The organism is Myxococcales bacterium, assembly GCA_016717005.1.
Taxonomy (GTDB): Bacteria; Myxococcota_A; Polyangia; order Haliangiales; family Haliangiaceae; genus UBA2376.
The window spans coordinates 1-21,389 of record JADJUF010000016.1; the positions used below are offsets into that span (position 1 = coordinate 1).

The following is a 21,389-nucleotide window of genomic DNA, read 5'->3' on the forward strand; positions in this document are numbered from 1 at the left end:
TCGTCGGAGTTGATCGTCACGCACACGCCCGCGGCCAGCAGCCGGCCGAGGTTGTGGTCGGCCAGATCCTGCACCACGCACAGCTTCAGGTTCGACAGCGGGCACACGGTCAGCGGCACGCGCCGCGCCGCCAGCTCGGCGACCAGCGCCGGATCCTCGTCGCAGCGCACGCCGTGATCGATCCGCACGACCTCGAGCAGGTCGAGGGCCTCGCGGATGTACGCGGCCGGGCCCTCCTCGCCGGCGTGGGCCACCGGCACCAGGCCCATCGCGCGGGCCGCGGTGAACACCCGCGCGAACTTGCTCGGTGGGTTGCCGCGCTCGCCCGAGTCGAGGCCGACCCCGGCGATGTGCCGCAGGTACGGCCGCGCGGCGTCGAGCGTCGCGAGCGCGTCGGCCTCCGGCAGGTGCCGCAGGAAGCACAGGATCAGCTTCGAGGTCAGGCCCCAGCGGGCGAGGGCGTCGCGCTGGGCCCGGGCCAGCCCGTCGATCACCGTGCCCATCGCGACGCCGCGGGCGGTGTGGGTCTGCGGATCGAAGAACAGCTCGGCGTGGACCACGCGATCGGCGTGCGCGCGCGCGAAGTACGCGATCGCCAGGTCGTAGAAGTCGTCCTCGTCGCGCAGCACGTCGCAGCCGGCGTAGTAGATGTCGAGGAACGACTGCAGGTCGGTGAACTGGTACGCGGCGCGCACCGCCTCGACCGAGGCGTAGGGCAGGTCGATGCCGTGGCGGGCGGCCTTGGCCATCACCATCTCGGGCTCGAGGGTGCCCTCGATGTGCAGGTGCAGCTCGACCTTGGGCAGGGCGGCGATCAGGCGCTCGAGCGCGGCGGGCAGGGCGGGCGCGGACATGCGATCGGGTACCACGGCCCGCGCCGCCTCGGCCGGCGCTGACGACCGGATCGATGCGCCGCCCTCGGCGTCGCTGTCTCGACGTCAGCGGCCGCCGCGCCCCTGCGCCGGAGCGAGGCCCGCAGCGGCGCGCGGGCCTCGCCTCGACGTGGCGCGACCGGGCCGCGTTCGATATGCTCGACGCCGATGGCGCGGGTGGCCCTCTTGGTCGTCGGACTGGTCTCGGTGGCGGCCTGCCGCAAGTCGGAGACCCGGCACGAGGTCACGGGCACGCGTGTCGTCGACGCCGCGGCGGCCGTCGCCCCCGCGCCGGCCGTCGACGCCGCGCCGGCGCTGGCTCGACCCGCTGCCGACGTGACCCGGGTCCCGACGCGCGCGGTGCTCGACGCCGAGGAGTGCGCGATCACGAGCCGCTATCGGCCGCTCAAGTTCGGGCACGCGCCGCGCTGGCTCGCCGCCGTCGGCGACGAGCGGCACCTGGTGGTCGCGGTCGACGATGGCCCGGGCGCGCTCCTGGCCTATCGTGCCGCGCCGACCGGTCAGGTGCCGGGTGAGCTGCGGACCGCCACGTCCGAGGGGGCCGACCGCATGCTCGCGGCCGAGGCGGTGGGTGATCTGACCCTGATCCTGTTCGACGGGCGCTGCGGCAGGACCCGTGCCTGCACGTGGTGGTGCTGGACGCCGAGGCCAACCTGCTGGGCTCGGGCGCGCACCTGGCCTTGCCCGGCCCGCTGACCTCGTGGGCGACGGCGGCCGACGACGCGACCGGCATCTACCTCTACGGCGAGCACGCCGGCGCCGCGCCCGTGTTCCAGCGCATCACCGTGGCGTCGACCGGCGAGGTGCGCGCCGAGCGCTTCCCTCAGGTCACCGCCGGCGCGTCGTCTGAGCCGAGCGAGATCGCCGCGGTCGCCGCCGACGGCGACGCCTGGGCCATCGTCCGCGGCCACGGCGGTCGCGGCGAGCTGGTGAGCTCGAGCGGCGTCACGGTCGACCTCGGGGTCCCCGCCGCGAAGGTGACCCAGGGCGCGCTGGTCGAGCTGGCCGACGGCGTCATCGGCGTCGCCACCACGGGCGCGGGGCCGCTCGTCGCCCGCTACCAGCTCGACGGCCAGCCGGTGGCTGGCCCCGACGACGGGCCGCCGCTCGATCGGATGTGGGGCGAGCCGTCGTTCACGTCTGATCGCGAGCTGCACGTCATGCGCATGCGGCACCCGTATCGCTCGTTCGAGCGCTCGACCTACGTCGACACCGTGGTCGCGCACGCCGGCGCCGAGCCGGCCGCGTTCGTGCGCTGGACCGGCCGCGGCTTCCTCGTCCTGTACACGTCGTGGTTCGAGGAGTCGTGGCGCATGTTCGCGGCGACCATGGTCTGCGACGGCTGAGCGGCCCACGAGCGCACGACCGCGGGGGTGGCGCGCTGACCGCGCGCGTCGCGCTCATCGAAGGGGCGAGCGCGACGGCCCGCGACACCTCGGCCGGCGTCGCTGACACGATCGGGCATGGACCCCGTCCGCGCGCTCGCCGTCGTCGTCGCCGTGAGCTCGTCGCTCGCCACCGCCGGGCCCGCCGACGCGTGCCGGTGCCTGACCCCGAGCCTGGCCCGGACCACCCGCGCCGCCGACGTGATCCTGGTCGGCACGCTGACCGAGGTCGAGATCACCGATCACGCGATCGCGACCGTGACCGTGCGCGCGGTCTGGAAGGGCGCCGTCGCCGAGACCGTGCAGATCCACGACTCGCCGACCTCGTGCCGGCGCGGCCTGGCCGCGGGCACGACCCTGGTGATCATGGCGCGGCGCGACGGCGATCGCCTGACCGTGCGGCAGTGCGACGGCACCCAGGCCGCGACGCCCGCGCTCGAGCGCCGGCTGACCCGCCGGCTGGGCGCGCCGCACCCGCCGACGCCGTGATCACGCCGCCGGCGCCAGGCGCTCGGCGAAGAACGCCATCACGCGATCGAGCGCGGCCCGGGTCGGGTGGCCGGGCGCGTCGACGAAGTCGTGGGTGAGGACCGAGTGCGCGGTGCGCTTGAGGCCGTGCGGGTTGCCGCGGCTCGAGTCGATCTCGACGGCGATGAACCGATCGCCGAGCAGCTCGCGCAAGGTCGCGAACCGCTCCGGCGGCACCAACCGGTCGCCGGTGAAGCGCAGGCCCAGCACCGGCACGTCGGCCCGGGCCGCGATCGCGGCGCAGGTGTCCGCGTCGACGCCGATCGCGCGGCGGTGGCGGCCAGTGACGGCGAACGGCAGCGACGGCTGCGACAGCACCGGGGCGATCACGCGCTCGTCGACCATCATGCCGAGGGCGAACCCGCCGGTCAGGCACATGCCGATCGCGCCGACCCCGCGGCCGCCGGCCTCGGCGTGGGCCAGCGCCGCGAGCTGGCGCAGCCACCCGACGATCGGGCTGCCGGCGCCGCTGGCCCAGGTCGCGAACTCGCGCGCCACGCACGCCCTGGCCATCGAGCCCAGCATATAGCCGGCGGTCATCGGCTTGCCGGGCGTGCCCAGCAGCGACGGCAGGTAGGTCGTGAAGCCGGCGGCGCGCAGGCGCGCGGCGAACGCCAGCACGCCCGGGTGCAGGCCCGGCACCTCGTGCATCACGACGATGGCCGGGCCGGCGCCGGCGACGTAGACGTCGCGGCCGACGCCGTCGAAGGTGAGGTGACGGCGGGTGAGCCCAGGCAGGTCGATGGCCACGCCCGGCTCTACCACGATCGACCGTGCGGCCGGTTTGCAGGTTGCGCCCCGGGGGCCCCGCGGCTAGCTTCGGCCCCCTTCTGGCCATGACCGCACCGCCCGCCTACGATCCTGTCCCCGATCTCGCCACCGAGCTCGCCCTCGCACCCGCCGCCGTGGCGGCCGCGATCGCCTTGTTCGCGGACGGCGCGACCGTGCCGTTCATCGCTCGCTACCGCAAGGAGAAGACCGGCGGCCTCGACGAGGTCCAGCTGCGCGCGATCGAGGAGCGCCACGCCTACCTGACCGAGCGCGAGGCCCGGCGCGCGGCGATCCGGGGCGAGCTCGAGGCGGCCGGCGTCTTGACCGAGGCGCTGGCCGCGGCGCTCGCGGCCGCGACCACCAAGGCCGAGCTCGAGGATCTGTACGCCCCCTACCGCCCGCGCCGGAAGACCCGCGCCAGCGCCGCGCGCGACAAGGGCCTGGCGCCCCTGGCCGAGCTGATCCTGGGGCAGGGCGCCGACGGTGATCCGGCCGCGGCCGCCGCCGGGTTCGTGACCGCCGAGGTCGCCACGGCCGACGACGCCCTCGCCGGCGCCCGCGACATCGTGGCCGAGGTCGTGTGCGATCGCGCCGACGCGCGCGCGCTGGCCCGGGCCGCGTTCAGGGCCGGCGCGCTGGTCGCGACCGGCGTCGCCGACAAGATCGCCGAGCCGACCAAGTACGAGGCGTACTACGCGTTCCGCGAGGCGGTCGCGACGGTCCCGTCGCACCGGTTCCTGGCGATCCGCCGCGGCGAGGCCGAGGGCGTGCTGCGCGCGGCGATCGAGCCCGCGGGCGGCGCCGACGAGGTCATCGCCGGCGTCCTGCGCCTGGCCGGCCACGCGCCGGCGTCGCCGTGGGCCGAGCTCCTGGCGCGCGCGGTCGGCGAGGGCTACCGCCGCTTGCTGGCCCCGGCCATCGAGAACGACGTGCGCGCCGATCTCAAGACCGCCAGCGATCTCGAGGCCGCGGGCGTGTTCGCCGGCAACCTGCGGGCGCTGCTGCTGGGCGCGCCGCTGGGGGCCAAGACCGTGATCGGCGTCGATCCGGGCCTGCGCACCGGCTGCAAGTGCGCCGCGGTCGATGCGACCGGGCGCTACCTCGGCTCGGTCACGATCTTCCTGACCCAGGGCGAGGCCGCGCTCGAGCGCGCCAAGGCCGACTTCGCCGAGTTCGTGACCAAGCACGACCCGGTGGCGATCGCGGTCGGCAACGGCACCGGCGGTCGCGAGGCCGAGGTGTTCGCGCGGCGGCTCGTGGCCTCGGCCAACCTGGGCGATCGCGTGGTCGTCGCGGTCAACGAGGCCGGCGCCAGCGTCTACAGCGCCTCGGATCTGGCCCGCGAGGAGTTCCCCGAGCTCGATCTCACGATCCGCGGCGCGATCTCGATCGCGCGGCGGCTGCAGGACCCGCTGGCCGAGCTGGTGAAGGTCGAGCCCAAGGCCATCGGCGTCGGCCAGTACCAGCACGATGTCCACGCGCCGCTGCTGACCAAGAAGCTCGGCGACGTGGTCGAGAGCTGCGTCAACTTCGTCGGCGTCGACGTCAACACTGCCAGCCCGAGCCTGCTCGGCTACGTCGCCGGCATCGGCCCGGCCCTGGCCAAGAAGATCGTCGGCTACCGCCACGAGCACGGCGGGATCACGTCGCGCGCGCAGCTCCGCGAGGTGCCGGGCCTGGGGCCCAAGACCTTCGAGCAGTGCGCCGGCTTCCTGCGCGTCCGCAGCGCCGCCCAGCCGCTCGACGGTTCGGCGGTCCACCCCGAGCGCTACGCGCTGGTCGAGCGCATGGCCGCCGACCTCGGCGTCGACGTGGTCAGCCTGTTCGGCAACGCCGCGCTGGTCGACACGATCGAGCGCGGCCGCTACGTCGACGACGACGCCGGCGACGCGACCGTGCGCGACATCTGCGCCGAGCTGGTGCGGCCGGGCCGCGATCCGCGCGCGCTGTTCGAGCCGCCACGGTTCCGCGACGACGTGATGACGCTCGAGGACGTCAAGGAGGGCATGGTCCTCGAGGGCCTGGTCACCAACGTCGCGGCGTTCGGCGCGTTCGTCGACGTCGGCGTGCACCAGGACGGCCTGATCCACGTGTCGCGCCTGGCCGATCGCTTCGTCAAGGACGCGTCCGAGGTGGTCAAGGTCGGCGACAAGGTGTCGGTGCGGGTGCTGGGCGTCGATCTGCAGCGCCGCCGGATCGCGCTGGCGATCAACCGACCGCGCGCCGACGGCGGCGGGCGCGGCCCCCGACCCGATCGCGGCCCCCGGCCCGATCGCGGTCCCCGGCCGCCGCGCGGTCCCCGCGGCCCGCGCCCCGACGGTGGCGGCCCGCGCCCCGAGGTCCGCGCCGACGGCGCGCCCGCGCCCGACGGTGGGCCCGCGCCCGACGGTGCGCCCGCGCCCGACGGCGCTCGTGTCGATGGTGGCCCGCGGCCGGATCAGCGCGGCCCACGGCCGCCGCGCGGCCCGCGCCCGGACAACCGCGGCCCGCGGCCGGACAACCGTGGCCCGCGCCCGGACAATCGTGGCCCGCGGCCGGACAATCGTGGCCCGCGGCCCGACAACCAGGGCCCGGGGCCCGACAACCGGGGCCCGCGGCCGGATGGTCCCCGGCCCGACAACCGGGGACCGCGCGCCGACGGCCCGCGCCCCGAGGGTGTTCGCGGCCCGCGCGCCGACGGCCCGCGCCCCGAGGGTGATCGCGGCCCACGCCCCGACTTCCGTGGTCCGCGCGCCGACGTCCGTGGCCCGCGCCCCGAGGGTGATCGCGGCCCGCGGCCTGACAACCGCGGCCCACGCCCCGACAACCGCGGCCCGCGGCCCGACGGCGATCGCGGCCCGCGGCCCGATCGCGGCGGGGATCGCCCCGATCGGCGCGACGATCGTCGGCCCGACGACGGCATGGGAGTATCGGGCTTCGTCAACAACCCGTTCGCGAAGCTTGCCGAGATCAAGAAACAGCGCTGAGGTGACCCGCGGGCGCGGCCCGGCGCGCGTGGCGTCGGTCGCGCTGCTGGTGACGATCGGGACCATCGGGTGTCGCGATCGCGGCAAGGCCCGGCCGTCGGTGGACGACGCGGCGGTCGCGGTCGCCGAGGTCGCCGACGGCGGCCCCGCGGTCGGACTCGACGCCGCGGCCGCGCCGGTCGCGGTCCGGCCCGAGCACGCCGGGTTCGCGCTCGGCGACAACCTGCTCACCAGCCACCGCATCGTCGACGGCGACCTCGTGATCGACGCCGGGTCGATCGGCTTCGCGCGCTACACGCGCTTCGATCTGCCGTCGGCGCGCTGGCGCCTGCGCCAGGTCGTGCTCGGCCAGCGGGTCGCGGTCGCGACCCGCGGCGGCTCGATCGAGGTGCCGCTGTCGGCGGTCCAGGCCGAGGCCGCGACCGGCCTGGCGGTGCGCCTGGTGGCCGATCGCGCCCACAAGGTCACCGTGCGCGCCGGCCTGCGCACGCTCGGCCGCCTCGACGTCGCGGTCGGCGACGCCTGGTACGCGCTGCCGACCCCGGCCGGGACCTGGCGCGACGGCGAGAACCCGATCGTCTTCGACGGCGCCGTCGCGGTCGCGACCGTCCGGATCACCGCCGACGCGGCCCGGGCGGCCGCCGACGACGATCCGCTGGCCCACGTCGGCTGGGACGTGCCCACCCGCACGCTGGCGCTCGACCGCGGCGCCGGCGTCGCCTGGTACGTGCACCTGCCGGCCGACGCCCACCTGGTCGCGACCGTGCCGGCGCCGTGCCGGGTCGAGGTCGAGGCCCGCACCGACGACGGCACCCGGGTCGCCGGGCTGCTCGGCGGCGGCGCCGATCGGGTCGAGCTGTCGGGCGTCGGCGATCGCCCGGTGCGGCTGGCGCTCACCGCCCTCGACTGCCCGCGCGCCGCGCTGGCGGATCCGGTGATCACGGTGCCGGGTGCGCCCGCGACGGTGCCGACCCCAGGGCCGCCGGCCCGCTACGTCGTCCTGTGGATCATGGACGCGCTCCGCGCCGATCGCGTCCGGACGTTCACGCCCGGCGCCCGCGCCGAGGTGCCGAACTTCGACACCCTCGCCCAGACCGGCGCGGTGTTCCGGCAGTACTACGTCCACGGCAACGAGTCGCAGACCTCCCACGCCAGCCTGTGGACCGGCACCTATCCGGCGATCCACAACGTCCGCCAGGCCGGCGTCGGCGGCAGCTGGCGGATCCCGCGCCGGCTGGCGGTGCTGGGCGAGCTGGTCGCGGCCGCGGGCCTGCAGCCGATCGCGGTCACCGGCAACGGCTTCGTGACCGACAGCGGCGGCTACGGCCGCGGCTTCGTCGAGTTCCGCAACATGATGCGGGAGAAGGGCGTCATCAACGGGTACCTGCCCGGGCGCCTCGTGGTCAACGCGGCGCTGGCGCGGCTCGAGGCCCACAAGGCCGAGCCGACGCTGCTGTTCCTGGGCACCGTCGACACCCACGGCCCGTGGGTCGCGCGGCGCCCGTGGATCGATCGCTACTCCGATCCGTCGTACCGCGGCCCGTTCGTGGTCGGCGGCACCGCGGCCGCGCTCGGCATCGTCCCCGGGCAGATGGGCTGCACGATCGTGCCGCCGCCGGCCGACGTCGAGCGCCTGCGCGCGATCTACGACTCGGCGATCAGCTACCACGACGCGCGGCTCGGCGACCTGGTCGCGGCGCTGCAGGCGCATGGGCATCTACGAGCAGACGATGATCATCGTCACCGCCGATCACGGCGAGGAGCTGTTCGAGGACGGGCGCTGCGGCCACGGCGGCTCGCTGCGCGAGACGCTGGTGCGGGTGCCGCTGTTGATCCACTACCCGCCGCGGATCGCGCCGGGCGTGGTCGACGAGGGCGTCGAGCAGGTCGACGTGCTGCCGACGATCCTCGACGCGATCGGCGCCGACGTGCCGCCGGCGCTGCAGGGCCAGTCGCTGGCGCCGCTGGCGGCCGGGGTCGGGCGCGGGTGGCCGCGGCCGTCGTACGCGTCGCAGTTCGAGTACGCCCACACGATGCGGATCGGGCGCTGGAAGCTCAAGGTCGGCAAGCGCGGCGTGCCGACCACCCTCGACGTCGTCGGCGATCCCGACGAGCGCATCGACCAGTCGACGACCCGGCCGGCGGTGCGGCGGCTCTTGACCGACGCGCTCGGCCTGTTCCTGGCGACCCGCACGCACTGGCACAAGCGCTCGATGGGCGTGGTCACGAACCTGGCGCCGGGCGCCGCCGCGCTGCTCGAGCAGGCGCCGTGAGGCCCGCGCTGCTCGCGCTGGCGCTGGTCGCGTGCGCCGGCCCGGCCCGGGATCCGCGCCGGTCGCGGCCGCCGGTCGCGGTCGACGCCGGGGTCGAGGCGCCGCCGATCGACGCGCCGCCGCCGCCGCACTGGCTGCGCGGCTCGACCCACGTCCACGCCGCCCCGTCGGGTGACTCGTCGACCGATCCGGCCGCGGTGATGGCCTGGTACCGGCGCCACGGCTACGACTTCATCGTCCTCACCGATCACAACCGCGTCACGATCCCCGGCGTCGATCCGGGCGGGCGCGGCGCCGCCGACGACGGGCTCCTGGTCATCGCCGGCACCGAGCTCACCTACAACCCGGGCGCGTGCAGTGAGCCCGAGCCCCCGCCGGGCGGCAAGTGCCGCATCCACGTCAACGTGCTCGGCGTGACCGCCCGCCCCGAGGGCAAGCTCGAGTGGGCCGATCGCGCCGCCCGCGATCGCCGCGCCATGTACCGCGCCGCGCTGACCGAGGCCGCGCGCCTCGACGGGCTGCCGCAGCTCAACCACCCGCAGTGGCACTGGGGCATGACCGCGGCGCTGCTGGCCGACCTGGCCGGCGACGGCTTCGCGCTGGTCGAGATCGCCAACGTCCAGTTCGGCGCGTGGAACGCGGGCGACGGCGACCACCCGTCGATGGAGGCGATCTGGGACGGCGCGCTGGGCGCCGGCGCGCGGATCTGGGGCGTGGCCTCGGACGACGCCCACGCCTACGACGGCGTCGGGCGCTACCCGGCCGGCGGCGCCTGGGTCGTCGTCGACGCCGCCCGCGATCCCCAGGCCATCGTCGCCGCGCTGGCGGCCGGGCGGTTCTACGCGTCGACCGGCGTCACGCTGGCCCGGGCCGGCGTCGTCGGCGACCAGCTCGAGGTCGCGATCGACGGGGACGCCGCCGGCCACACGATCCAGTTCATCGTCGACGGACGCGTCGTCGCGACCGCGCGCGACGCGACCGCCCACTACCCGATCCCGCCGGCGCCCAGCTACGTGCGGGCCGTGGTCACGCGCGCCGACGGCGCCCGCGCCTGGGTCCAGCCCGCGCGTCGGTGACCGCGGGCCGCGATCACACCGGCATCAGGCCGTGCTGGATCGCGAACCGGGTGATGTCGGAGTTGTTGCGCAGGCGCAGCTTCTTGAGCACGTGGCCGCGGTGGGTGTCGACGGTCTTGACGCTGATCGACAGCATCTCGGCGATCTCGCGGTTGGTCTTGCCGGCCGCCAGGTACTCCATCACCTGGAACTCGCGCGACGACAGGATCTGCGCCGGGTGATCGCTGCGCTTCTTGGTCAGCGCGACCTCGACGTCGGCGGGCATGACGCGCTCGCCGCGGTGGACGCGGTCGATCGCGTCGAGCAGCTCGTCGAGGTTGGCCGACTTCTTGACGTAGCCCGCGGCGCCGGCGCGGATCGCGCGCACGCCGTGGGCCTCGTCCTCGTGCATCGTCAAGATGATGGTGCGGGTCGTGGTCCCGAGCACGGCCAGATCGGCGAGCGCGGCGATGCCGTCCTTCTCCGGCATCGTGACGTCCATCAGCAGCACGTCGGGCGTGGCGCGCCCGACCATCGCCACCGCCTCGGTGCCGGTCGAGGCCAGGCCGACGACCTCGATCTGTCCGCTGGCGACCAGCATCTTGGCTAGCGCTTCGCGAATCAGGGTGTGGTCTTCGGCGATCACGACACGGATCATAGATTCCTCGACGGCAAGCTCGACCAAGGACAACCTACCACGTCGCCAGGGACACACGACCCCTGGACGGTTAGCGGTGGGCTCCCGGGGACCGATCGCGGCCGTTGATCCCCGCGAGCAGATCGCTACACTGCCGCCGAGCCGGCGTGTCCAGTCCTCCCCCCGATCCCGCGGTCCCGGTCCAACTCGGTGAGTTCACACTCCTCGGCGTGCTCGGCGAGGGCGGCAGCGCCACCGTCTACGACGCCCGCTGGGGCCATCGCACCGTCGCGCTCAAGGTGATCCGCACCGACCTGGCGACGGCCGAGCGCCAGCGGTTCGTCGACGAAGCCCGCCTGCTCATGGAGATGGCCCACCCGGGCGTGGTGAAGGTGCTGGCGGCCGGGACCTTGCCCGACGGCCGCGCCTACCTGGCGATGGAGAAGCTGCCGGGCACGACCCTGGGCGAGCGCCTGGGCCAGGGGCCGGTGCCCCTGCGGCAAGCGGTCGCGCTGTTCGAGCAGGTGTGCGAGGCGGTCGCCGCGATGCACGCCGCCGGGCTCCTCCACCGCGATCTCAAGCCCGAGAACGTCATGCTGGTCGACAGCGCCGGCACCCTGCACGCCGTGCTCCTGGATTTCGGCATCGCCAAGGCCATGGTCGACGGCGTCGTCACGCTGACCGAGACCGGCCAGGTCCGCGGCACCCCGGCGTACATGGCGCCCGAGCGGTTCTTCGGCTCGCCGGCGTCGGTGGCGACCGACATCTACGAGCTGGCGGTCACCCTGTTCGCGATGGTGGCCGGGCGGCTGCCGTGGGACGACACCGCCGATCCCGACGTGCGGCTCAACCCGGCGCGGCTCGGCGACCTGGCCGAGGTGCCGGCGGCCCTCGACGAGGAGGTCGCCCGCGCGCTGTCGACCCGGGCCGCCAATCGACCGCCCGACGTGCTGGCCTTGCGCGAGCGCGTCCGCCGGGCCGCGGGGCTGGGCGGCGCGCCGGCCGGGCGGGTGACCGCGCCGGTCGAGCTGCCGCTGGCGGCGACGGTGACCGCGGCGGCGGTCTCGACCCCGGGCCAGCCGTGGCGGCAGCTCGGCGGCGCCGCGACCACCGGCTCGGCATCATCGGGTGAGCGGGTCGAACTGACGCCGCCGACGCGCGCGCGCCGGCGCCGCTGGCCCTGGCTGGTCGCGGGCCTCGCGGTCGCAGGCGTCGCCGGGACGATCGGGTTCGTGGCGGCGCGGTCGCCCCAGGTCACCGGGACCCGCGCGGCCGCCGATCCCTGGGCGCTCGGCGCCTCGACCTCGGCGGGCTCGATCGAGCCCGATCCGCCGGGGCAAGCGCCCCCGCTGGTGGCGCGGCTCGAGCTCACGCCGGCGCGGCGGGCCGAGCTGCGGGCCGAGCTGGGCGCCGCGCTGAGCCACCACAGCCCCGAGGCGTCGGCGGTGGTCGGCGTCATGATCGCCGAGGTGCGCGCCAGCGCCGAGCTGGCGCCGGTGCTGGCCCGGGCCGGCGAGTCGGCGGCGCTGACCCAGATGCGCATGCTGTTCGTCGGCACGTGCGAGCTCGATCTGTCGGCGCGCGGCGACTGGCTGTCGCTGGCGCTGATCGAGCGGCCGGGCGCGCTGCTCAACGAGTGGGAGCTGATCGTCCGCGGCAGCTGGACCCGGGCCGAGCTCGAGCCGTGCCTGGGCAAGGGCCGCCCCGGCACGATCGCGCGCATGGCCGCGCCCGGCCTCGACGGTCAGCCGATCACCGCGATCCCGACCGACGCCGCGCCCCAGCTGGTGGGCTGGCTCGACGATCACACGTTCATCGCCACGACCCGGGAGGTCGACGCCGCCGCGCTGGCGCCGCGGCTGCGCCCGCGCACCACCGCGCCCAGCGCCATCGACGAGATCGGCTCGCGGATCGACCGCCAGGCCTCGGCCTGGCTGCTCGGCACCAAGGCCGCGGTCGCCAAGAACATCGACACGGCCGATCTGGCCGCCGACTTCAGCGCGCGCCTCGAGCTGGGCGACGACGGCCTCGCCGCGGCGGTGGCGCTGTACCAGACCGACCGCAAGCGCGCCGACAAGACCCAGGCTGCGGCCGAGGAGCTGCTCGGCAAGTTCAAGGAGGATGCGCTCTTGCGCCTGGCGATCCCCGAGCTGGCGATCGAGCGCGACGGCGCCACCGTGCGCATGCGCGGGCGCCTGCCGGTCGGGCTCCTCGAGAAGCTCGGCCTCGAGCTCGCCGCCGCGCTGCCCTGACGGGTTGTCGGGCGGAGGTCGATCGTGCGATATCCGCGCCGGTGACCTCAAGCCCTCTCACGATCGGCATCGCCGGCGGCACCGGCTCTGGCAAGTCGACCGTGGCGGCCAAGATCGCCGCGGCCACGCCGCCCGGGCGGTGCGCGGTCCTCGACCACGACGCCTACTACCGCGACCAGGCGCACCTGTCGGCCACGGCCCGGGCCGAGATCAACTACGACCACCCGTCGTCGCTCGAGAGCACGCTCCTGGCCGAGCACCTGGCCGAGCTCAAGGCCGGCCGCGCGGTCGACGTGCCGCTCTACGACTTCCGGACCCACACCCGGCGCGCCGAGACCCGCCGGGTCGAGCCGGCGCCGCTGATCGTCGTCGAGGGCATCCTGGTGTTCGTCGAGGCGTGCCTGCGCGACCAGCTCGACATCAAGATCTTCGTCGACACCGACGCCGACATCCGGCTGATGCGCCGCATCCGCCGCGATCTCGAGCAGCGCGGCCGCAGCTTCCAGTCGGTGCGCGACCAGTACTACGCGACGGTGCGGCCGATGCACATCGAGTACGTCGAGCCGTCGAAGCGCTGGGCCGATCTGATCGTGCCGGAGGGCGGCGACAACCGGGTCGCGCTCGACGTGCTGCTCGGCGCGCTCGGCCGGGTCGCCTACGGCGTCTGACCGCGGGCCCGCCGCGCCGCGGTCACGGCGTGGCGGGCGCGGTCACCGCTTGCCGGGCGTCGGCGGCGTGGCGGGCGCGGGCGGACCGAGCACGCTCAGCAGGCGTCGGTGCGAGTTCTGGGTCGGGGCGCCGCCGGCGCAGTCCCGGGCCTTCTTCTCGCCGCAGCGCGCGTCCTTGTCGACGAACTTGCGCTTGCCGCACGGGCGCAGGTAGCTCATCACGTCGCTGCACAGGTACTCGTGGTCGAGGCCGTACGCGTGGGCGACCTCCATCGCCAGGGTCTCGCACACGCCCTGGGCCTGGTGGCTCTGGGTCGCGGCGAACGCGAACACCACCGCGCGCGGGATGACCTCGCCCGAGAACGGCGCCAGCCCCGCGACCTGCGCGTCCTTGACGCCGATGTCCTTGGGGCGCCCGCCGACCGCGACCAGGATGTGCTCGGGCGTGGTCGGCGGCTGATCGGTCACGACCACGTCGAACGGCGCGAACATCTTCTGGACGCACGCGACCAGATCCTTCCAGCCCTTGGCCGTGCCCTTCCAGCCCGGCACCGATCGCGGCAGGTCGCCCTGGTGCGCGATCACGCTCGAGACGCCGACGGCGGCGTCGTCGACGCCCGGGCTGATCGTGCGCGGGCTCCGGTCGAGGAAGATCACCCGGGGCACCGGCGGCGGCGGCGGCGGATCGATCCGCTGGACGACCGCCCGCTTGACGTCGGCGAGGTCGTCGACGGTGGGCGGCTGCCAGGTGCCGGTGCGCATGCGCTTGACGACGAGCACCGCCGCGAGCACGCCGACGGCCACCGCGACCAGGCCGGCGGTCACGAACGTGACCAGCCGCCGCAGCCAGCGCCGCCCCGGCGGGCGCGGTCCGTGGGCCCGGCGTCCGGCCGGCAGGATGGCCGGCGCGCTGGCCGACCCTGGTGCCCGATGCGGGTCGCTCAACGCTTGATCCCCAGCACCAGCCCGTCCGGGGTCGGGATGCACACCGAGTCACAGCTCGCGGCGACGATCTGGTGGAACTCGCGCATCGCGCGGCCGCGGTCGCTGTCGTCGAGCAGCTCGCCGAAGAGGTAGGCGTTGTCGCCCAGGAGGATGCCGCCCGGGCGCAGGTTGGCCACCGCCCAGCGGCCGTAGTGGTGGTAGTTGACCTTGTCGGCGTCGATGAACACGGCGTCGAACGGGCCGTGATCCTCGAGCGTCGGCAGCACCGCGGTGCCGGCGCCGTCGCAGACCGTGACCTTGGCCGCGACGCCGGCCGCGGCCAGGTTGGCCCGGGCCAGCTCGGCGTGGGCGCGCTCGAACTCGATCGTCCACAGGTGGCCGTCGGGCGGCAGGGCCCGCGCGAGGTGCAGGGCCGAGTAGCCGACCAGCGTGCCGACCTCGACCGCGCGACGCACGCCCGCGAGCCGGCACAGGAGCGCGACGAGCTGGCCCTCGGACGGGCCGACCATGATCGCCGGCACGCCGGCCGGGGTCGCGAACGCGCGGGCGAGCGCGTCGTCGTGGGCGGCGTGGACCTCGACGCACCAGTCGAGGATCGGCCGCGTGGCGTAGCGGTCCCCGGCGCGGGAGTCGGAGTCGGCCATGACCGCATCGTGCACTGGCCGGCCCGCGCGTGGTAGCACCGGGCCGTGACTTCCGCATCGTCCCTGGTCCTGGTCACCGGCGGCGCCGGCTTCATCGGCTCGCACACGGTCGATCGCCTCGTCGGCGGTGGCCACCGGGTCGTCGTCCTCGACGATCTCCGCACCGGCAAGCGGGCCAACCTGGCCCACCACGGCGCGCTCACCTTCGCCAGCGGCGCGCCGGTCGAGCTGGTCGTGGCCGACGTGAGCCACGGGCTGTTCGCGCCCCTCGCGGCGATCACCGCCGCGCACGGGCCGATCGCCCGGATCATCCACCTGGCCGCGCAGGTCTCGGTCGTCCACTCGCTGGCCAACCCGCTGGTCGACGTCGCGGTCAACTACGTCGGCACCGTCCAGGTGCTCGAGTACGCGCGCGCGACCGGCGTCGGCAAGGTCGTGTTCGCGTCGTCGGCCGCGGTCTACGGCGACACCGCGCTGGTGCCGGTGCCCGAGGACGCGCCGTGCCGACCGCTGTCGCCGTACGGCGTCGACAAGCTCGCGAGCGAGCTGATGATGCGCGCGTACGCCTCGACCCACGGCCTGGCGTCGACGCCGCTCCGGTTCTTCAACGTCTACGGCCCGCGCCAGGATCCGTCGAGCCCGTACTCGGGCGTGATCTCGATCTTCGCCGACCGGGCCCGGGCCGGCCGGCCGATCACGATCTTCGGCGACGGCGCCCAGACCCGCGACTTCGTCTACGTCGGTGACGTCGCGCGCGCGATCGTCACCGCGGCCATGACCGACGGCGGCGACGGCAGCGCGATGAACGTCGGCACCGGGCGCGAGACCACGGTGCGCGAGCTGGCCGAGACGGTCGTGGGCCTGGCCGGCACCGGCGTGACGATCACGCACGCGCCGGCCCGCGCCGGCGAGATCGTGCGGTCGCTCGCCCAGGTCACGCGCGCCACCGCCGCGCTCGGGGTGACGGCCGAGGTGACGCTGCGCGACGGGCTGGCGGCGACGCTCGCGAGCCTGGGCTAGCCACCTAGGCCGCGGACGCGGCTCGGACGTTGTAGGCTCGTGCCCATGCGTCGTCGCGCCGTGTCCGTGTCCGTGTTCGTGGTCGTGGTCGTCGTGCTGGCCGCCCTCGGCGCCCGGGTCCGCCCGGCCGCGGCCGACGTCCAGCGCGCGTGGATCAAGAACATCCCCGACGAGGCGACCTGGGCCAAGTACTCGCGGACCCTCGCCGGCGATCAGTTCGGCAAGTTCGTCATCGACGTCAAGACCAACGCGATCTACTTCTTCGACGTCAACCTGTTCGAGCTCCACGCCGACTTCGTCCTGGGCGTGCTGCTCAAGCAGCCGTGGACGCGCGACAACATCATCGCCTACAACAAGAACTACGAGCAGGTGAAGCCGAAGTTCATCCTCGGCTACCTGACCCACCACAACAAGGTCGACCGCTGGGCGCTGTCGTTCTGGGAGGGCGACAAGATCGACGCCGCGACCGTGCTCCGGGTCCGCGATCGCCTGGCGACGTCGTTCTGGCGCAAGGACCTGGCGTTCCGGCCCGACTCGCCGGCCCAGGTGAAGATGGCGCGGCAGGTCGCGGCCAAGGGCTTCACGGTCGTGACCAACGACGAGTTCTACAAGGCCGCCTCGTTCCAGGCGTTCAACAAGGGCATGGCCATCGGCCGCCTCAAGGTCGTGCCGATCGGCACGCCCTACGACCAGCTCACGTTCGATCGCCACGACATCGTGCTCTTGCAGGAGAGCTACCCGGACATCACGCCGGTGGCCGGCATCCTGTCGACGACGTTCTCGACCCCGCTGTCGCACGTGAACCTGCGCGCCGGCGCCTGGGGCATCCCCAACGCCGGCGACAAGCAGGCCCGCGCGTCGTTCGGCAAGCTCGACGGCAAGGTCGTCTACTACAACGTCGACGACAACCGCGCGGTCGTGCGCGAGGCCAGCGCCGCCGAGATCGCCGACTGGGAGGCGCGCAAGGCCCAGGCCCGCCACGTCGCGCTGCCCGCGGCCGACGTCACCGATCCGCGCCTGGCGATGCTGACCCGCATCCGCGCCAAGGACGTGGTCAGGTACGGCACCAAGACGGCGAACCTGGGCGAGATCCGCACCGCCAACTTGCCCAACGTCAACGTGCCCGACGGCTTCGGCGTGCCGTTCTTCTATTACGTGCGGCACATGAAGGCCAACGGGCTCGACGTCAAGGTCGAGGCGATGCTGGCCGATCCGCGGTTCGCCGACGACGCGGCCTGGCGCCGCGCCACGCTCGAGGAGCTGCGCGCCGCGATCCTCGCCGCGCCGATCGATCCCGACGTGCTCGACGTCATCTACCGGCGGGTGCGGCTCAAGCTCGGCGGCAAGGGCGTGTTCGTGCGCAGCTCGACCAACGCCGAGGACCTGCCCGGCTTCAACGGCGCCGGCCTCTACGACACCGTGCCCAACGTGCGCGGCAAGGCGGCGCTGGGCGAGGCGCTCAAGACCGTGTGGGCGTCGCTGTGGAACCTGCGCGCGGTCGAGGAGCGCTCGGCGTTCGGCATCGACCACCGGCAGGTGTTCGCGGCGGTGATGGTGCAGGTCGGCGTCGCGGCCACCGCCGCCGGCGTGCTGGTCTCGACCAACCTCTACGACCCGCGCGACGACGACGGCTTCACGATCAACGCCAAGTGGGGCCTGGGCATGAAGGTGGTCGAGGGCCAGAAGGTGCCCGAGCAGATCATCTTCGACGCCACCAACGACGGCACCAAGATCATCTCGCGCCAGGACGATCCGACGATGCTCGTGTTCGATCCCGGCGGCGGCATCCGCGAGGTGCCGGTCGCTGGCACCGACGTGATCTTGACCGAGGAGCGGGCCAAGCGGCTCGTGACCGCCGTGCAGCAGTTCATCCCGCTGTTCGCGCCGGGCGTGCCGCTCGACGTCGAGTGGGTGCTCGAGGGCGAGACGATCTGGATCGTGCAGGCGCGGCCGTTCGTCGGGCAGTAGGCCCGGGGGCTCTGGTTCCGGCTCCGGCTCCGGTTCCCGCGCGTACGCCGACGGCATCGGCGCCGAGGGGATGACCGGTTCCGCCTCCGGCTCCGGTTCCGGTTCCGGCTCCGGCTCCGGTTCTGGCTCCGGCTCCGGGGCCGGTTCCCGCGCGTACGCCGACGGCATCGGCGCCGACGTGATTGACCGGTTCCGGTTCCGGCTCCTGGATCCGGCTCTGGCCGCTAGCGTCCGCGCAGGGCCTCGCCCAGGTACCGGACCAGCGCGCTGCCGAGGCCGGGCTCGTCGTCGATCAGCTCGTCGAGATCGAGGCGCCGGAGGCGGAACAGGCGCGTCGGCTCGACGGCGGCGACGCGCGGGCTCGGGCGCGGGGCGATCGCGGCCAGCTCGTCGACCGCGCGGCCGCGGCCGAGGCGGCGCTCGCCGACCTCGACCGCGCCGTCGATCACCACCAGCAGCGCGTCGAGGCGCTCGCCGTCGCTGACGATCAGCGCGCCCGCGGCCAGCGCGACCACCTCACCGCGATCGGCCAGGGCGGCGAGCTGCGGCGTGGTCAGGCCGGCCAGCGCCGGGACCTCGGCCAGGACCAGGAGCACGTCGACGGCGGGGGGCACGTCGTCATCGTCGGCGCCGGCGGTGACCCGGCGCAAGAGATCGAGCGGCGCGATCGCGTCGGCGGCGGCGCGGGCCGCGGTGGTCAGGGCGGCGCGGAACGCGCCGCGGCGTTCGCGCGGCAGCGCGCGGACCAGCAGATCGCGGGTCAGCGCGTCGGGGCCGGTGAGCTCGGCGGTGATGGCGTCGTCGAGCGCGATCGGGCCGAGCCGGGCCCGGGCGCCGTGGACCCGGGCGGCCAGCGCGCCGGGGTCGACCACCGGCACGATCCGCGCGGCGATCGCGCGCGGCAGCGTGGCGTCGAGGATCTCGACCGCGCGGGCGCGCTCGCCGACGGTGGCGGCCGCCCGCAGCGCCCGGGCCGCGCGCGCGATCGAGCGGGCCCGGGCCTGGGCGGCGACCAGCAGCAGCGCGGTGTGGCCGACCTCGGCCAGGCGCTCGTCGAGCCGTCGGTCGAGGGCGTGGTCGCCCAGCGCGGTCAGGGCGCCGGCGTGGACCGCGAGCTGGTCGAGCGCGTCGAGCTCGGCCTCGACCACCGCGTCGAGCGCCCGGGCGCTCACCGCCAGCTCGCTCAGGAGCGCGACCGCGCGATCGCGGGCGCCGCGCCGGCCGAGCCCGCGGTGCGGACCAGCGCGAGCACCGCGACCGAGCCCAGGCCGCGCAGCGCGGTCTCGGCGGCGGCGCGGACCAGATCCTCGCGATCGCCGAGCGCCTCGGCGATCGCGGCGAGGTCCTCGGGCGCGGGATCGCCCGGCCGCAGCGCGAGCGCGGTCACCGCGGCGGCGGCGACGATCGGCGGCGCGGCCGCGGCCGGCGCCGCCAGCGAGCGCACCAGCTCGATCGTGTCGGCGCGCAGCCACCGGCGCTCGGCGTCGTCGCCCGGCAGCGCCGCCAGCGCGGTCAGCGCCGCCAGCGCGTCGGCGATCGTCGTCGGCGCCAGCGCCTCGCGCCGGCGCACGATCCGCAGCAGCTGGCGCCCGAGCGCGCACGCCTCGGGATCGCCGGCGGCGGCGCGGTCGGCGACCTCGGCCGCGAGCTCGTCGGCGCCCAGGGCCGCGGTCGCGTCGTCGTCGCTCGCGGTCGCGTCGCCGATCGCCAGAGCGATCGCCGCGGGGTCGCCGAGCGCGCGGGCCCGGGCGATCGCGCCGCCGGCCTGGTCGTCGGGGATCAGCACGGCCAGGCCCGGGCCGGCGCCGCGCCCGAGCCGCCCGACCAGCGACCACCGGTGGGCGTCGTCGGCGCCGGCCGCCAGCGCCGCGAGCGCCGCGGCGGTGGCATGATCGCGCTGCCCCGGTCCGATCGTGCGCGCCAGCGCGGCGCCGATGGCCGCGCGCGCCGACGCGGCGTCGCGGTACAGGCCCACCAGCAGCGGGCGCGCGTCGAAGCCGGGCGGGTGGTGCAGGCGGGCCGCGACCTCGGCCGCGCGCGCCGGGTCGGTCGCGGCCACCGACAGCACCAGCGCCCGGGTGGCGCGCTCGCCGAGCGCGACCTCGTCGTCGTCGGTCCGGGCCGAGGGGTGGGCGAGGGCGCCGAGCGCCCACTGCGGCAGGTGGGCGCGCACGCGCAGCGCGAGCACCAGCCACACCGCCGCCGCGACGACGATCACGTACGGCACCAGGTCGGGGCGGACGACCCCGGCGGCGACGCCGCCGACGACCGCGCCGGTGCGCTTGGCCGGGCCCTCGAGCCAGCCGCTCAGGCGACCGCGCAGCTCCGGCGGCAACAGGTTCTGCGCCAGCTTCTCGGCCGGGCCTTCGATCGCGCCGTCGGTGACCCGGGCCTGGATCTGCAGCAGCGCCACCGCCGCCAGCGCGCCGGTGCCGATCACCCCCAGCGCCGCGAGGCACGCCGCCGCCGGCGCCACGATCAGCGCGCCGCCGACGCCGAGGCGGCCGAGCAGGCGCGGCGCCAGCACCAGCTGCGCGCCGATCATCGCGAGCTGGCCGATCATGCGCACCGAGCCGAGGAACCCGGCCAGCGCCGCGCTGTCGGCGTCGTGGGCGGCGGCCGCGGCCCCGAGCGCGACGTAGGTCAGCGACGCGCAGACGCCGGCGATCGCCACCAGCCCCGCCAGCCCGCGGGCCAGCGGCTGGCGGCGCAGCGCGCCGACGCCGTCGAACCACCCGCCGGCGGTGCGGGCCTTCAGGCTGGCGCCGACCCGGCGCGCCGGCGGCGCCAGCCCGGCGCACAGGCCCGCGGCCGCGAACACCCCGGCGCCGCACAGGAGCAGCACCCCGGCCCCGGCGGCGTGGGCGATCGGCGCGACCAGCCCGGCGCCGATCACCCCGCCGACCCCGCCGGCGGCGGCGAGCCGCGGCACCATGCGGCGCAGCGTGCGGGCGTCGAACCACTCGCTGACCGCCACCCAGAACGCCAGCTCGACCGCGGCCGACAGCTGCTTGACCGCGATGAACGCGATCACCGCCGCCGCGCGCGGCGCGTGGGCGTGGGCCAGGCTGACCGCCGCCAGCAGCACCGCACCGCCGGCGGCCAGCGCCACCAGCGTGCGCTGGCGATCGCGCCGATCCGCCAGCGCGCCGACCGCAGCCACGACGATCGCGACCAGCACGCTCGACACCGCCACCGCGGGCCCGAGGTTGCCGGGCCCGATCGCCTCCAGGAACCAGGCGTCGGCGGCGGCGCCGGCCAGGTGGCCCGCGGCTCCCGCGCACGCGAGGATGGCCGCCGCGACCCGCGCGGCTCGGCCCGACGGGACGCTGACCACGCCGCATAGTATTCGATCCGAGGCGGGAACCGGACCTGGCGCGGTGG

16 protein-coding genes are annotated in these 21,389 nt (G+C 75.4%); 9 read left to right on the forward strand and 7 right to left on the reverse strand.

Going from position 1 to position 21,389, the window contains the following annotated elements; genetic code table 11:
- Positions 1 to 854, reverse strand: an 854-nt coding sequence (locus tag IPL61_15905) for an adenosine deaminase (GenBank protein MBK9032727.1), incomplete at its 3' end; no start/stop codon positions are given.
- Between the two features lie 186 nt (positions 855 to 1,040).
- Between IPL61_15905 and IPL61_15910 the strand changes: the two genes are divergently transcribed.
- The 3 genes from IPL61_15910 to IPL61_15920 all read left to right on the forward strand — a co-directional run bounded on the left by IPL61_15910 (position 1,041) and on the right by IPL61_15920 (position 2,767).
- The gene (locus tag IPL61_15910; GenBank protein MBK9032728.1) at positions 1,041 to 1,589 is read left to right on the forward strand and encodes a hypothetical protein; all 549 of its coding nucleotides are present in this window, start codon (positions 1,041 to 1,043) and stop codon (positions 1,587 to 1,589) included.
- Positions 1,520 to 2,239, forward strand: a complete 720-nt coding sequence (locus IPL61_15915) for a hypothetical protein (GenBank protein ID MBK9032729.1) — start codon at positions 1,520 to 1,522, stop codon at positions 2,237 to 2,239. The genes IPL61_15910 and IPL61_15915 overlap by 70 nt, the downstream gene beginning before the upstream one ends.
- 117 nt (positions 2,240 to 2,356) lie before the next feature.
- Positions 2,357 to 2,767 (forward strand): hypothetical protein, encoded by a 411-nt coding sequence (locus tag IPL61_15920; GenBank protein MBK9032730.1) that lies wholly within the window; start codon positions 2,357 to 2,359, stop codon positions 2,765 to 2,767.
- Here IPL61_15920 and IPL61_15925 read toward each other — a convergent pair whose 3' ends face one another.
- Positions 2,768 to 3,457, reverse strand: a complete 690-nt coding sequence (locus IPL61_15925) for a dienelactone hydrolase family protein (GenBank protein ID MBK9032731.1) — start codon at positions 3,455 to 3,457, stop codon at positions 2,768 to 2,770.
- 185 nt (positions 3,458 to 3,642) lie between these two features.
- On the opposite strand from IPL61_15925, the gene IPL61_15930 reads away from it, so the two are divergent.
- Both IPL61_15930 and IPL61_15935 read left to right on the forward strand, forming a co-directional pair.
- A complete protein-coding gene (locus IPL61_15930; GenBank protein ID MBK9032732.1) occupies positions 3,643 to 6,543 on the forward strand; it encodes a helix-hairpin-helix domain-containing protein in 2,901 nt (966 codons plus the stop codon).
- A 1-nt stretch (position 6,544) separates the two neighbouring features.
- Positions 6,545 to 9,892, forward strand: a complete 3,348-nt coding sequence (locus IPL61_15935; GenBank protein MBK9032733.1) for a CehA/McbA family metallohydrolase — start codon at positions 6,545 to 6,547, stop codon at positions 9,890 to 9,892.
- Positions 9,893 to 9,905: 13 nt separating this feature from the next.
- Here the strand turns inward: IPL61_15935 and IPL61_15940 are convergent, their stop codons facing one another.
- Positions 9,906 to 10,517, reverse strand: coding sequence for a response regulator transcription factor (locus tag IPL61_15940; GenBank protein ID MBK9032734.1), 612 nt, complete (start codon positions 10,515 to 10,517; stop codon positions 9,906 to 9,908).
- Between the two features lie 158 nt (positions 10,518 to 10,675).
- On the opposite strand from IPL61_15940, the gene IPL61_15945 reads away from it, so the two are divergent.
- The gene (locus IPL61_15945) at positions 10,676 to 12,760 is read left to right on the forward strand and encodes a serine/threonine protein kinase (GenBank protein MBK9032735.1); all 2,085 of its coding nucleotides are present in this window, start codon (positions 10,676 to 10,678) and stop codon (positions 12,758 to 12,760) included.
- A gap of 41 nt (positions 12,761 to 12,801) precedes the next feature.
- Entirely contained in the window at positions 12,802 to 13,428 is a 627-nt protein-coding gene (udk, locus tag IPL61_15950; GenBank protein MBK9032736.1) for a uridine kinase, read from the forward strand.
- A gap of 42 nt (positions 13,429 to 13,470) precedes the next feature.
- Here udk and IPL61_15955 read toward each other — a convergent pair whose 3' ends face one another.
- Together IPL61_15955 and IPL61_15960 are read right to left on the reverse strand one after the other, a co-directional pair.
- Positions 13,471 to 14,373, reverse strand: a complete 903-nt coding sequence (locus IPL61_15955) for a hypothetical protein (protein MBK9032737.1) — start codon at positions 14,371 to 14,373, stop codon at positions 13,471 to 13,473.
- Positions 14,370 to 15,017 (reverse strand): class I SAM-dependent methyltransferase, encoded by a 648-nt coding sequence (locus IPL61_15960; protein MBK9032738.1) that lies wholly within the window; start codon positions 15,015 to 15,017, stop codon positions 14,370 to 14,372. The genes IPL61_15955 and IPL61_15960 overlap by 4 nt, the downstream gene beginning before the upstream one ends.
- A gap of 63 nt (positions 15,018 to 15,080) precedes the next feature.
- Here IPL61_15960 and IPL61_15965 point away from each other — a divergent pair, with 63 nt between their 5' ends.
- Together IPL61_15965 and IPL61_15970 are read left to right on the forward strand one after the other, a co-directional pair.
- A complete protein-coding gene (locus tag IPL61_15965; protein ID MBK9032739.1) occupies positions 15,081 to 16,037 on the forward strand; it encodes an NAD-dependent epimerase/dehydratase family protein in 957 nt (318 codons plus the stop codon).
- Positions 16,038 to 16,082: 45 nt separating this feature from the next.
- The gene (locus tag IPL61_15970; GenBank protein MBK9032740.1) at positions 16,083 to 18,005 is read left to right on the forward strand and encodes a PEP/pyruvate-binding domain-containing protein; all 1,923 of its coding nucleotides are present in this window, start codon (positions 16,083 to 16,085) and stop codon (positions 18,003 to 18,005) included.
- A 224-nt stretch (positions 18,006 to 18,229) separates the two neighbouring features.
- Here the strand turns inward: IPL61_15970 and IPL61_15975 are convergent, their stop codons facing one another.
- On the reverse strand, positions 18,230 to 19,177 hold the full coding sequence (locus tag IPL61_15975; protein MBK9032741.1) for a hypothetical protein: 948 nt from the start codon (positions 19,175 to 19,177) through the stop codon (positions 18,230 to 18,232).
- Positions 19,178 to 19,188: 11 nt separating this feature from the next.
- On the reverse strand, positions 19,189 to 21,342 hold the full coding sequence (locus tag IPL61_15980) for a hypothetical protein (GenBank protein MBK9032742.1): 2,154 nt from the start codon (positions 21,340 to 21,342) through the stop codon (positions 19,189 to 19,191).
- Positions 21,343 to 21,389 lie beyond the last annotated feature (47 nt).